Here is a 13381-nt window from a genome sequence, read left to right as displayed (position 1 = left end):
CGGATTATCGCCGGTTGCGGCGATGCTGGCGGGCGCGGGGCGCGATGCTGTGTTGCGTCGTGGGCCCTCACCCCAACCCTCTCCCGCAAGCGGGAGAGGGGCTTCGAACGCCCGCGTAGGCAAACGTCTGGAGAGAAGCCGCAAACGCCGACGCAGGCAGGCCTCCCTCTCCCGCTTGCGGCGACCGTAGGAAGTGCAGAGCAGAGAGGGTTGGGGTGAGGGCAAGCGCCAACCCACTCACCCCAATGAATAAGGCAAAACCTCCATCACCGTCCCCTCTTCCAACCGCTGCGGCCCTTCCGGCACCACCATCAGCGCATCGGAATCGGCCGCCGCGCGCAGGCGGTGCGAGCCGGTGGCCGGATTGGGATCGACCCGCAACACCCCGTCGGCGTCGCTGAGCAGGCGCGCGCGGATGAATTCGCGCCGCGGATGGGTTTTCTCGATCGATCCGACCAGCCGCGCGCGCCACACCGGGCGCGCTTCGGCGCGGCCTTGCAGCCCGTCGATCAGGGCGCGGCCGAAGCTGAGATAGGTCGCCATCACCGACACCGGATTGCCCGGCAAACCCAGCATGCGCGCCTGGTCCATGCTGCCGAACAACAGCGGCATGCCCGGGCGCATCTTCACTTTCCAAAAATGGATCGCGCCGAATTCGCCGAGCACCGCGGGGATGTGATCCTTCTCACCGGCCGACACCGCGCCGCAGGTGAACACCAGATCGAACGCGCAGGCCGCATCGCGCAGCGCGATTTCGACCTGCTTGGGATCGTCGGGCAGGCGCGGCCACGCGGTCGGCTCCAGACCGTCGGCGCGCAGCAACCCCATCAGCAGATCGCGATTGCTGTCGTAGATCTGCCCCCGCGCCAGCGGCATGCCCGGTTCGACCAGTTCATCGCCGCTGGTGAACACCGCGACCGTGGGTTTGCGCCGCACTTCCAGCGAGGCCAGGCCCAGCGACGCCGCCAACGACACCCGCGCGGGCGTGAGCACCTGCCCGGCGCGCAGCACGCGCTCGCCTTCGCGCACGTCTTCGCCGGCATAGCGCACGTTCTGGCCGAGCGCGGTCGCCGGCACCCATACGCGATCGCCGTCGATGCGCACGTTTTCCTTGATCGCCACGGTGTCGGCGCCGGCCGGCAACGGCGCGCCGGTGGTGATGCGCACGCATTGCCCGGCGCCCAGGTTCAAGCCCGCGGCGAGACCGGCGAATTGTTCGCCGACCAGGGCCAGCGCGGTGTCGTCGCCGTCGAGATCGGCGTGACGCAGGGCGAACCCGTCCATCGCGCTGTTGTCGAACGGCGGCAGCGACAGCGGCGCGTCGATATCGCGCGCCAGCACCCGGCCGTGGCAGCGCGGCAGCGACAAGGACTCGGTGGCGAGCCGATGCGCGGCGGCGACCTCGGCGACGATCGCCATGGCGTCGTCGAACAGCAGGCCGGTGGGGAAATCGCTCATGGGCTGGGGACTCATCGAAAACATGTGGATTGACGGAAATGCGCTCGCCGCGAGCAGTACCGGCTCAGTGCCGATTCGGCGGCGGATCGGAGCGCTCCGGATCGGCTTGACCGTCGACCTGAAACCCGGCCGCAGCCAGATCGTCGGGCGTATTGAGATTGCCGAAGCGTAGGCCATCCAGGCGCAAGCCGACCATGCCCAACTGCGCCTGCAACGCGCGCACGGCCAGGCGCCGTTGCAGCAAGGCCTCGCTCAATGCATGCCGCAACGACGCCAGCGGCCACAGCGCGAACAGCGGCTGCACGCCGTCGTCGTCGATCGCGTAGGCGCCCTGCCCGCTCTGCGCGGCGATCAGCGCCGGCAACAGATGCTCGTCGAGAGTCACCGCATCCACCGGCACGGTGAACAGCCACGGCGTAGTACAGCCCGAGGCCAGCGCGTCGAGGCCGCCGAGCGGGCCCAGGTCGGGCGTCGCGTCGGCGAACGCGTTCAATCCGGCGGCGGCATAGCGCGGCAGATCGCGATTGGCGCTGACCAGCACCCGCGCGACCTGTGGCGCGTACAGGCGCGACAGGCGCAGCACCTGGGCGACGCCGTCGCGCTGCAACCAGGCCTTGTCGAGGCCGCCGAGCCGCGACGCGCGGCCGCCGGCCAACAGGCCCAGGGTCAGCTCGGAGGCGGCGATGCTCATGCGGGATGCGGTCGGGGGTTTATGGGGTTGGATCGTATTGTGCCTGCTGGCTCAGGCCGGCACGGTGGCGGTTGTCGCATGGAGTGCGCTGATTCGCGGCGCCTGAAGATCGATCTGACTTCATGCCCCTGTCGTCGGCGAGGTTTCGTGTCGGGGCTGAAGCCCCTCCCACAAAAGACCTCGTGGCCTCGCAGTGTCTTGATTGGTCGGCTGCGGCGCGAGCGGCTGACGAAGCTGATTGTCGACAGGACGGAAAATCGCGGCAATCGGGAACCGGGAACAGCGATTCGCGAATCGGACCCAAAAACAAAAAACCTCGCAAGCCGCGAGGTTTTTTGTGGGAGGGGCTTCAGCCCCGACACGAGACGCGACGCAGCGTCGAGCGGCAACGCACCCGCCGGAGCCGCCGGCCTTACTTGCCGCGCTTCACATGCCGGATCAGACGCTTCTTCTTCGCCACCTGCCGTTCGGTCAGCACGTTCTTCTTGCCTTCGTACGGGTTGCTGCTGTCCTTGAAGATGAAGCGCACCGGCGTGCCGACCAGCTTGAAGCGCTTACGGAAGAAGTTTTCCAGATAGCGCTTATAGCTGTCGCTGAGCGTGCGCAGGCGGGTGCCGTGGACGACGAAGGTCGGTGGGTTCAAGCCGGCCGGATGGGCGAAGCGCAGCTTGGCCACGTGCCCGCGCACCACCGGTGGCGGGTTGGTTTCGTAGGCGACTTCCATCGCCTTGGTGACTTCGCTGGTGCCGATCTCGGTGGTCGCCGAGGCGTGCGCGCGATGGATCGCGGAGAACAACTCGCGCAGGCCGGAGCCGTGCTTGGCGCTGATCCGCACCGGTTCGGCCCACTCGACGAAGGCTAGCTTGCGCTTGAGCAGGTTCTCGGTCTGCTGGCGCTGGTATTCGGTCTGCCCGTCCCATTTGTTGACCGCCACCACCAGGGCCCGGCCGGAGTCGAGCGCGTAACCGAGCACGCTGGCGTCCTGATCGGTCACGCCTTCGCCGGCGTCGAGCATGACCACCGCGACCTGGCAGTTTTCGATCGCCTGCAGGGTCTTGATGATCGAGAACTTCTCGACCGCTTCCTCGACCCGCGCCTTGCGTCGCACGCCGGCGGTGTCGACCAGGCGGTACAGGCGGCCGTCGCGTTCCATGTCGATCGCGACCGAATCGCGGGTGGTGCCCGGCACTTCGGAGGCGATCATGCGTTCCTCGCCGAGCAGGCGATTGACCAGGGTCGACTTGCCCACGTTCGGGCGGCCGATGAAGGCCACGCGCATGCGCTTGGGATCGTTGTCGAGCTCGGTGGTCGTGCCCTCTTCGGGCAGACGGCTATAGACCTCGGCCAGCAGTTCGTCGATGCCCTGACGATGCGCCGACGACACCGCGATCGCGTCGCGGATGCCGTAACGGGCGAAATCGTTGATCGCCTGACGCGCGTCGAGGCCGTCGGTCTTGTTGACCACCAGCAGGGTCGGCCGCGCGGTCTTGCGCAGCCAGGCGAGGATTTCGTCGTCCAGCGCGGACGCGCCTTCGCGGCCGTCGACCACGAACAGGACCAAATCGGCCTCCTCGGCGGCGGAACGGGCCTGGCGCGCGGTCGCGCCGGCCAGGCCTTCGTCCACGCCGGCCATGCCGCCGGTGTCCACGATCGCGAACGGGCGCTGGCCCTCGGGCCGGCACACGCCGTAGTGGCGATCGCGGGTGACGCCGGGTTCGTCATGGACGAGCGCGTCGCGGGTACGCGTGAGGGCGTTGAACAGTGTGGATTTTCCTACGTTGGGGCGGCCAACGAGGGCGACTAGGGGGAGCATGTTTGAGGAGCCAGGATTCGGGATTGGAGATTCGGGATTCGCAACCGCGCAGCGTGGAGGGGCGTTGCGCCCACTGGCTGCGACCAGGGTTGTTGAATCGATGTGGCGTACATAGTGCCAGAGCGGCCGGCAAGGCGTCGGTAAAACAGCCCAGGCACGGGGGTTCGCGGCTTAAAACTCGGGGTTAGCGGCTGCGTGGCTTGTACAAGCTCTTGTTCGCCGCCGCCAGGACAATCGGTGAAACTAAAACCCACGGCTTTACGGCCCACAGCGGGCAATGAAGCCCTCAATATCGAACGGCCCGGGTCGGCTCAGCCGATCCGGGCCGCGTGATTCCTCAGGCGGGTCCACTAGCCGATATCGCAGGCGACTAGCCCTGGGCTCTTGCCAATCCCGAATCCCAAATCTCGAATCCCGGCTTCACTGCAGCTTGAACGCCGTCAGCTCGCCCTTGACGTTCTGCACGATCAGCACGCCGTCGGCGACCACCGGAGCGGCCCGCAGCGACTTGCCGCCAACACGCTCGCGCGCGGCGAACTCGCCGGTGTCGAGCTTCATCCAGTGGATGTAGCCGTCGAAATCGCCGACCACCGCGTAGTCGCCCTGCACGGCCGCGCCGGTCAGGTTGCGGCGCGCCAGCGAGGGCTGCGACCACAGCGCGCTGCCGCTCGAACGGTCCAGACCGTAGACGGTGCCGGCCGGGTCGCTGACGATCAGGCGATCGCTGGCCACGCCGACGCGGCCCGCGCCGCCGTGTTCGCTGACCCAGATCGGACGGCCGCTCGGGGCGTCGATGGCGACGGTCTGCTTCTTGAAGCTGCTCGCGTACAGCACGGTGCCGTCCAGCACCGGGGTGCCGTCGACGTCGGCCATGCGGTCGAGTTCGCTGCGGCCTTCGGGCTGCGCGACCGGCTGGTCCCAGGTCGGACGGCCGTCGCTGGCGGCCAGCGCGCTGATCGTGCCGTCGTCGTTGCCGACGAACACGAAGCCCGGGCCGAGCGTCGGCGAACCGTTGCCGCGCAACGACAGCATCGGCACTTCATGGGTCCAGAACCAGCGACGCTCGCCGCTGGCGGCGTCGAACGCGGTCACCCGGCCGTCGTTGGAACGCACGAACACCATGCCCAGGCCGATCGCCGGCGCGGCGATGACTTCGTTGGTGACTTTGGCGGTCCACTTTTCGGCGCCGGTGGCGGCATCGAGCGCGATCACTTCGCCGTCCAGGCCGCCGATCACGACCAGGCCATCGCCCGCGCCGGGGCCGCCGGACAGGCTGATGTCCTTGTCCTTCTTGTCCTTGTCCTTGCGCTTGGGGATGTATTCCCAGACCTGCTTGCCGGTCTGCAGATCGTAGGCGTGCACGCCGCCCTTGATCGCCGCGGCGTAGACGCGGCCATCGGCCACGACCGGGCCCTGGCGCACGCCGATGCGGTCCTCGCCCTTGCCGGCGTTGGCCGACCAGATCTTGTCGACCTTGACGCTGGCGGTGAAATCGCTGAGTTCGGCCGGCTCGTTGGGCTTGCCGTCGTCCTTCTTCTTGCCGCCGAACCAACCCTTGACCGTGGAGCAGCCGGCCAGCGCGAACGCGCACAGCACCACCGCGGCGACGCGAACGGCCGGACGCAGGTTGCGACCGGTCTTCTGAGCTTGCTTCATCTTCAAGATTTGGCCTCGGGCTTGGCCGGCGTGCCGCCGGCTTCAATGAGCTTGAGTTCGAGCAGACGGCGACGCTGCGAAGCCTCGTCGAGCTTGCCGAGCGCGGCGCTGTAGTCGTTGCGGGCCAGCTCGCTCTTGCCGAGCGCGAACTGCGCGTCGCCGCGCACCTCGATCGCCATCGGCGAGGTCGATTTGTCGAGCAGCTTGACCGCTTCGGCCGGCTGCTTGGCGTCGATCAGCAGACGCGCCAGACGCTGGTTGACGATCTCGGCGATCGCGGCGTCTTCGGTCTTGATGCTGCGCAAGGTGGCGATCGCGGCGTCGCGCTGGTCGCTGTCGACCTGCGACTTGGCCAGGTCGAGCTGGGCCAGGGTCTGGTAGGTCCCGGCCGGCAGCGCCTTGACCTTGGCCGCGGCGGTCTTGTCCTTGGCTTCGACCGCATCGGCGGCGGCCTGGAACTGCGCCGCGGCCTTGCCGTGTTCTTCGAGCTGGTGGTTGCCCCACCATTTCCAGCCGCCGATCGCGGCCAGGCCGAGGGCGATGCCGCCGATCAGGCCGGCGCCGTTGGCGCGCAACCACGCCAGCACGCGTTCGCTTTGTTCGTGTTCGTCGAGCAGGTCGTCTATCGCCATGATGCGCCGTCGCTAAGCTGACTTGAACGCCCCAGCGCCGCGCAACGCGCGAGGATGGGCCGTAATGGACCGGCCCGATGCCGCACTCGATGCAGCGTCGGGCCGATGAAGGTGTTCGCGGACCCGCGGCGCGGATCAGTCGGAGACTGGCGCGAGGGAACCGTCAGAGGATAGCGTAAAGCGCGCGACGTTCGCGCGGCTGAACGGCGCCAGATCGAGCGGTTGGCCGGCGGCGCTGACTTCGACCGCGGCGGTGTTGCCCAGACGCACGCTGGCGACTTCGCCCGGGCCGTAGCTGCGCTCCTGGCCGGAGCCGAGGATGCCTTCTTCGAGTTTGCTGCCGTCGACGCCGACGATCTGCACCCAGCTGTCGCCGCTGAACTTCAGCACCAGGGTCTTAGCTGGCACGGCCGCGGCCGGGGACGGCATGATCGAGGCGGTGATCGGGGTGCGCTGCGGCGGCGTGGCCGACGACGGCTGCGCGGCCGGCAACGCGGTGCTGGCCGCGCCCGGCGCGACCGCCGCCATGTCCAGCGACTGCACGGTGGAATTGCTGGCCGGATGACGGGTCGCGATCCAGATCGGCACCGCGATGGCCGCGGTCATGACGATGTAGACGGCGCGGCGCGTGGTCTGTTCGAACACGCGGCGATAGCGCGGGGTGTGGGTGTGGCTGACGAGTTCGGACGGCGCGGTCGAAGCGACCGACGTGCCGCTGAGCTGGCTTTCCAGGTCGATGCCGACCAGCCGCGCATAGCTGCGCAACTGCCCGCGCACGAACACCGGCGCGCCCATGCTGGCGATGTCGTCGTTTTCCAGGGAATGCACGACGCGCGCCGGCATTTTCAGCCGCGCGGCCACGTCTTCCACGGACAGCCCCGCGGCTTCGCGGGCCTGCTTGAGACGCGCGCCGCAGCTTCCGCTGCCTTCAGGCGCGAATTCGTTCGACTGCATCATCACTTACCGCCATCCCCTATTCCGGAGCCCTGCGTGTCAGGGAACTCCGCCCTCATTCGCTGAACGTATCTCGCGGCGGCAGCCGTGTCGCCGAGTTTTTGTTCGATTTGTGACGCAGTCATCAGCGCTTCAGCTGAAATAGGCTCAATGGCCAGTCGCCGTTCAGAAAACGCCCGCGCTTCGAACGCATTGCCCAGGCGCAACTGACGATTGGCCATCGCGCTCAGCGCGAGCGTGGATTTGGGATCGAGCGACAGCGCCAGGCGCAGGTCGCGGTCGGCGCGATCGTTCTGGCCGAGCTTGTCGGCGCAGGCGCCGCTGTTGGCCAGCGCCACCGCCGGACTGCCGTAGCGCGGATCGGCCAGGGTGCGGTCGAAATAGCTCATCGCCTCGGCCGCGCGGTTGTTGTCGCACAGCCACACGCCGTAGTTGTTGAGCGCGGCGCCGCGATCGGGCGCGTACTCGGCGGCCTTGCGGTAGTAGCCGCCGGCCTCGGCGGTCTTGCCGTCCATCTCGGCCATGACCGCCATCAGGCTGTAGGCCTCGGCCGATTTGGAATCGATCTGCAGCGCCTGCTTGAGTTCGGAGCGGGCCTTGTCGCGGTCGCCGGCTTCCAGGTAACGCTGCGCCGACTGGACCCGGCCCTGCGCGGCGGCCGCGCCGTCGGGCGCCTTGCGCCGATCGCCGACGTCGTACTCCACCGCGGTCTGCTTGAAGCCTTTGCGGTCCATCTTCGGCCGAATGAAGCTGAGCCGGTTGCAGGCGACGGTGGCGAACACGATCAGGGTCAGCAGGGCCAGCAGGCGCAGTACGCGTGCGCGGGCCGGAGCGTTGCGGCGGGTCGAAACGGACCGCACGGAATCAAGCCGCGGCATCGCCGACGCTCCCGTCGGATTGGCTCAGGCCCTGGGCCTGCAGTTGCTTGCGGAATTCGGCCTGGCGCCGGGTGCGGTCCATGACCTGGCCCTTGAGCTGGCCGCAGGCCGCATCGATGTCGTCGCCGCGCGTGCGGCGCACCGGCGCGATCATGCCGGCATCGTTGAGCAGCTTCTGGAACGCGCGGATCGCGACTTCGTCGGGGCGCTCGAAGCGGGTGCCCGGGAACGGGTTGAACGGGATCAGGTTGACCTTGGCCGCGTCCTTCATCTGCACCGCGTTGTCGAACTGGCGCATCAGCCGCACCAGTTGCCGCGCGTGGGTCGGCTGGTCGTTGACGCCCTTCATCAAGGTGTATTCGAACGTCACCGAGGTGCCGCGCTTGCGCAACGCGTAGCGCACGCAGGCTTCCATCAGCTGTTCGATCGGGTATTTCTTGTTGAGCGGCACCAGCTCGCTGCGCAGCTCGTCGTTGGCCGCGTGCAGCGACACCGCCAGCGACACGTCGCTGACTTCGCCGAGCTTGTCGATCATCGGCACCATGCCTGCGGTCGACAGGGTCACGCGCTTGTTGGCCAGGCCGTAGCCCAGGTCGTCGCGCATGATGCTCATGGCGCGCACGACGTTGTCGAAATTCATCAGCGGCTCGCCCATGCCCATCATCACCACGTTGGTGAGCTTGCGCTGCTGGTGCGGGACATTGCCGAGGTGACGCGCCGCGACCCAGACCTGGCCGATGATCTCGGCGGTCGACAGGTTGCGGTTGAAGCCCTGGGTCGCGGTCGAACAGAACTGGCAGTTCAAGGCGCAACCGACCTGCGAGGACACGCACAGCGTGCCGCGACCCTTGTCGGGAATGAACACCGCCTCGATGGCGTTCTTGGCGTCCATGCCGAGCAGCCACTTGTGGGTGCCGTCGGTGGAAGGCTTGTCGAAAATGACCATCGGCGCGCGCACTTGCGCGTGCTCTTCGAGCTTGGCGCGCAACACCTTGCCCAGGTCGGTCATGTCGTGGAAATCGGTGACGTAGCGGTGATGGATCCACTTCATCACCTGGTGCGCGCGGTAGCGCTTCTCGCCCAGGGTCTGCTCGAAGAAATCCTCGAGCTGGGTGCGGTCGAGATCGAACAGATTGGTCTTGCCGTTGTCGGGCACGAAGACGCCGGCCGAAGCCGGCGCCTTCGCGCTTTCAACGTTGGTGCTTTCACTGTTCGAGCGGTCGACGTTGGAACCGTCGACTTGCGTGATCGCGATCGGCGCGCGCGCAACGGCTTCCGTCGAGGGCGTGTCGCCGAGCAGCGGAAGGTCGTTGGGGTTGTCGCGGATATCGTTCACTGCATTGCTCGATGGGCGTGCGGCTTAGCGCGCGTACACGTCGGTGGCCGGGAAGAAGTACGCGATTTCGATCGCGGCGTTCTCCAGGCTGTCCGAACCGTGCACGGCGTTGGCGTCGATGCTGTCGGCGAAGTCGGCGCGGATGGTGCCCGGCGCGGCGTCCTTCGGATTGGTGGCGCCCATCAGGTCGCGGTGCTTGAGCACGGCGTTCTCGCCCTGCAGCGCCTGGATCATCACCGGGCCGCTGATCATGAACTCGACCAGGGCGGCGAAGAACGGACGCTCGCGATGGACCGCGTAGAAACCTTCGGCTTCCTGCTTCGACAGCTGCTTCATCTTGGAAGCGACGACCTTCAGGCCGGCCTTTTCGAAACGGGAATAGATCTCGCCGATGACGTTCTTGGCGACGGCGTCGGGCTTGATGATGGACAGGGTGCGCTCCAGCGCCATGGAAAGTCTCCGGGTAGGCGGGCCGCTTACGGTCGGCCCTGAGAATAACAGAAAACCCGCGACAGGACGCGGGTTTAGCCGATATGGCTCCCGTAATTCTACATGTAAAGGCGGTGATTCGGGAGTGGGGATTCGGGATTCGCCAGCGGCAAACGCAAGCCGCGGGCCGGCCTGCTTTGGCGAATCCCGAATCGCGAATCCCGAATCTCGGCGGTCACGATTGACGCGCCCGCACCCCGCGGACTAGCATCAAACAAGCGTTTGATTCATGCCGCCGCTTCAAGACTGGCGCCCAGGCCGGTACCAAGGCCATCCCCTGCTCCCGGAGTCCGACCGACCGCATGACCACCACCGCTCATTTCTCGACCAAGGACCGCATCCTCGGCGCCGCCGAAGAGCTGTTCGCCCAGTTCGGCTTCACCGGCACCTCGCTGCGCCAGGTCACCAGCCGCGCCGACGTCAATATCGCCGCGGTCAACTATCACTTCGGCAGCAAGGAAAACCTGGTCAACGAGGTGTTCCGCCGGCGCATGGACGAGATGACCGAGCAGCGCATGAGCGCACTCAAGGCCGCGGTGGACGCGCATCCGGGCGAGCTCGAGCCGATCCTGGCCGCGTTCGTCCAGCCCGCCCTGGCCCTGGCCCAGGACCGCAACGGCGGCGGCGCCTTCGTGCGGGTGATCGCCCGCGCCTACGCCGAAAAGAACGACAGCCTGCGTAAGTTCCTGTCCGACCATTACGGCCACGTGCTGCGCGAGTTCGCCAAGGCCATCGCCGTGGCGGTGCCGGGCCTGAGCAAGGAAGAGCTGTACTGGCGCCTGGATTTCCTGGCCGGCTCGCTGACCTACGCCATGGCCGACTTCGGCCTGATCAAGCGTCCCGCCGGTGTCACCGAGGCGGCGCATCGTGAACGCGCCGCCCGCGAACTGATCCGTTTCGCCGCCGCCGGCTTCAAGAGCTGAGCGACGCAGGCGCCGGTCCCGGCGGGGACCGACGCCGCCGGAGTGCCCAGTGCCCCGGCCCGGTAAACCCGCCCGCTCGCGAGCAGCACGTTCTCGCCGAGCACGTCCCTCCCCTCGCCACGTCCCAAGATTCTCGAATTCCTTCAAGGAGTTGTAGACGATGTCCAACCAATTGCTAGTCCGTCGCGCCGCGGTCCTCGGGGCCGGCGTCATGGGCGCCCAGATCGCCGCGCACCTCACCAATGCCGGCGTCGACACGGTCCTGTTCGACCTGGCCGCCAAGGAAGGCGCGCCCAACGGCATCGTCGACAAGGCCATCGCCAACCTGGCCAAGCTCAGCCCGGCGCCGCTGGCCAGCAAGGCCCTGGCCGAGCGCCTGACCGCCGCCAACTACGACACCGGCCTGGAACTGCTGCGCGACTGCGACCTGGTGATCGAAGCGATCGCCGAACGCATGGACTGGAAGCAGGACCTGTACAAGAAGATCGCCGACCACGTGCCCGACCACGCCGTACTGGCCTCCAACACCTCCGGCCTGGGCATCAACAAGCTCGCCGAAGTGCTGCCGGAAAAACTGCGCCACCGCTTCCTCGGCGTGCATTTCTTCAATCCGCCGCGCTACATGCACCTGGCCGAACTGATCCCGGCCAAGAGCACCGACGCGGCCGTGCTGGAAGGCCTCGAGACCTTCCTGACCACCACCCTGGGCAAGGGCGTGGTGATCGCCAAGGACACCCCGAACTTCATCGGCAACCGCGTCGGCGTGTTCTCGATGCTGGCGGCGATGCACCACACCGAACAGTTCGGCCTGGGCTTCGACACCGTCGACGCGCTGACCGGCCCGGCGATCGGCCGTCCGAAGTCGGCGACCTATCGCACCGCCGACGTGGTCGGCCTGGACACGATGGCCCACGTCATCAAGACCATGGGCGACACCCTGCCCGACGATCCGTGGCACCAGTACTTCAAGTCGCCCAAGTGGCTGACCGCGCTGGTCGAGAAAGGCGCGCTGGGCCAGAAGGCCGGCGCGGGTTTCTACACCAAGAAGGGCAAGGACATCCTGGTGCTGGATCTGAAGGCGCAGGATTACCGCGTCTCGGCCGGCGAACTCGATGCCGACATCGCCGCGCTGCTGAAAGAAAAGGATCCGGCCAAGAAATTCGCCGCGCTGCGCGCCAGCACCAACCCGCAAGCGCAGTTCCTGTGGGCGGTGTTCCGCGACAGCTTCCACTACAGCGCCTTCCATCTGGAGTCGATCGCCGACACCGCGCGCGATGTCGATTTCGCCATGCGCTGGGGCTACGGCTGGTCGCTCGGCCCGTTCGAAACCTGGCAGGCCGCGGGCTGGAAGCAGGTCGCCGACTGGATCGCCGAGGACATCGTCGCCGGCAAGGCCATGGCCAATGCGCCGTTGCCGAACTGGGTGTTCGACGGCCGCGACGGCGTACATAACAAGGACGGCAGCTACAGCCCGGGCCGCAACGCCCAGGTGCCGCGTTCGTCCAACCCGGTGTACGCGCGCCAGCGCTTCCCCGATGCGCTGATCGGCGAGAAGTTCTCGCAGGGCCAGACCGTGTTCGAGAACGACGGCATCCGCCTGTGGGCCGACGACGGCGACGACATCGCGGTGATCAGCTTCAAGACCAAGATGCACACGGTCAACGACCATGTGCTCAACGGCATCCAGGAAGCGATCGGCATCGCCGAGAAGAAGTTCAAGGGCGTGGTGATCTGGCAGCCGAAGGAACCCTTCTCGGCCGGCGCGGATCTGTCCGGCGCGCTGGGCCTGCTGCAGGCCGGCGACCTGAAGGGTTTCGAGGCGATGGTCGCCAACTTCCAGGCCACCAGTCAGCGCATCAAGTACTCGCTGGTGCCGGTGGTCGCGGCGGTGCGCGGTCTCGCGCTGGGCGGCGGTTGCGAATTCCAGATGCATTCGGCGCGCACGGTGTTCGCGCTGGAAAGCTACATCGGCCTGGTCGAGGCCGGCGTCGGTCTGCTGCCGGCCGGCGGCGGTCTGAAGGAATTCGCGGTGCGCGCGTCCGAAGCGGCCGGTCCGGGCGGCGACGTGTTCGCCGAACTCAAGACCGCGTTCGAAAGCGTGGCGATGGGCAAGGTCTCGACCTCGGCGTTCGAAGCGCGCGAACTCAAGCTCGCCCGCGACGGCGACCGCGTCGTGTTCAACGCCTTCGAACTGCTGCACGTGGCCAAGGCCCAGGCGCGCGCGTTGGCCGAAAGCGGCTACCGCCCGCCGCTGCCGGCGCGTCGCATCCAGGTCGCCGGCGACGTCGGCATCGCGACCTTCAAGATGATGCTGGTCAACATGCTCGAAGGCCGCTTCATCTCGCCGCACGACTACGAAATCGCGACCCGCATCGCCACCGTGATCTGCGGCGGCGAAGTCGACCGCAACGCACTGGTCGACGAGGAATGGCTGCTCAAGCTCGAGCGCGAACACTTCGTGGCGCTGGCGCAGATGCCCAAGACCCAGGAGCGCATCGCGCACATGCTCAAGACCGGCAAGCCGCTGAGGAACTGAGATTGGTGATTCGAG

Annotated in this window: 11 protein-coding genes; 2 read left to right on the top strand and 9 right to left on the bottom strand. The window is 67.3% G+C overall.

From position 1 onward, the window contains the following. Positions 1 to 237: 237 nt before the first annotated feature. The 9 genes from AC3A4T_RS15080 to ndk form a co-directional block, all read right to left on the bottom strand. Positions 238 to 1458 (bottom strand): molybdopterin molybdotransferase MoeA, encoded by a 1221-nt coding sequence (locus AC3A4T_RS15080; protein WP_487676111.1) that lies wholly within the window; start codon positions 1456 to 1458, stop codon positions 238 to 240. 64 nt (positions 1459 to 1522) lie between these two features. Further along, entirely contained in the window at positions 1523 to 2149 is a 627-nt protein-coding gene (gene mobA, locus AC3A4T_RS15075) for a molybdenum cofactor guanylyltransferase (protein WP_487676110.1), read from the bottom strand. 412 nt (positions 2150 to 2561) lie between these two features. Further along, positions 2562 to 3962: a ribosome biogenesis GTPase Der gene (der, locus tag AC3A4T_RS15070; RefSeq protein ID WP_487676109.1), complete on the bottom strand. Its 1401-nt coding sequence runs from the start codon at positions 3960 to 3962 to the stop codon at positions 2562 to 2564. A 420-nt stretch (positions 3963 to 4382) separates the two neighbouring features. Beyond that, on the bottom strand, positions 4383 to 5618 hold the full coding sequence (gene bamB, locus AC3A4T_RS15065) for an outer membrane protein assembly factor BamB (protein WP_487676108.1): 1236 nt from the start codon (positions 5616 to 5618) through the stop codon (positions 4383 to 4385). Between the two features lie 2 nt (positions 5619 to 5620). Further along, positions 5621 to 6250, bottom strand: coding sequence for a YfgM family protein (locus AC3A4T_RS15060; protein ID WP_215498519.1), 630 nt, complete (start codon positions 6248 to 6250; stop codon positions 5621 to 5623). 135 nt (positions 6251 to 6385) lie between these two features. Continuing rightward, positions 6386 to 7210 carry a RodZ domain-containing protein gene (locus AC3A4T_RS15055; protein ID WP_487676107.1) on the bottom strand — a complete coding sequence of 275 codons (825 nt, stop codon included), beginning with the start codon at positions 7208 to 7210 and terminating at the stop codon, positions 6386 to 6388. Then, complete coding sequence (gene pilW / locus AC3A4T_RS15050; protein ID WP_487676106.1) at positions 7207 to 8064, bottom strand: type IV pilus biogenesis/stability protein PilW; 858 nt, start codon at positions 8062 to 8064, stop codon at positions 7207 to 7209. The genes AC3A4T_RS15055 and pilW overlap by 4 nt, the downstream gene beginning before the upstream one ends. Before the next feature lie 4 nt (positions 8065 to 8068). Continuing rightward, positions 8069 to 9238 (bottom strand): dual-specificity RNA methyltransferase RlmN, encoded by a 1170-nt coding sequence (gene rlmN / locus AC3A4T_RS15045; RefSeq protein WP_487676274.1) that lies wholly within the window; start codon positions 9236 to 9238, stop codon positions 8069 to 8071. A 204-nt stretch (positions 9239 to 9442) separates the two neighbouring features. Beyond that, positions 9443 to 9868: a nucleoside-diphosphate kinase gene (ndk, locus tag AC3A4T_RS15040; protein ID WP_046656439.1), complete on the bottom strand. Its 426-nt coding sequence runs from the start codon at positions 9866 to 9868 to the stop codon at positions 9443 to 9445. A gap of 341 nt (positions 9869 to 10209) precedes the next feature. On the opposite strand from ndk, the gene AC3A4T_RS15035 reads away from it, so the two are divergent. Both AC3A4T_RS15035 and AC3A4T_RS15030 read left to right on the top strand, forming a co-directional pair. Continuing rightward, complete coding sequence (locus AC3A4T_RS15035; protein ID WP_056107846.1) at positions 10210 to 10830, top strand: TetR/AcrR family transcriptional regulator; 621 nt, start codon at positions 10210 to 10212, stop codon at positions 10828 to 10830. A gap of 160 nt (positions 10831 to 10990) precedes the next feature. Continuing rightward, entirely contained in the window at positions 10991 to 13366 is a 2376-nt protein-coding gene (locus tag AC3A4T_RS15030; RefSeq protein WP_487676105.1) for a 3-hydroxyacyl-CoA dehydrogenase/enoyl-CoA hydratase family protein, read from the top strand. Positions 13367 to 13381 lie beyond the last annotated feature (15 nt).

It is taken from the genome of Lysobacter sp. Soil_N_51, assembly GCF_057655755.1.
This window is presented reverse-complemented; position numbering and strand designations above follow the sequence as displayed.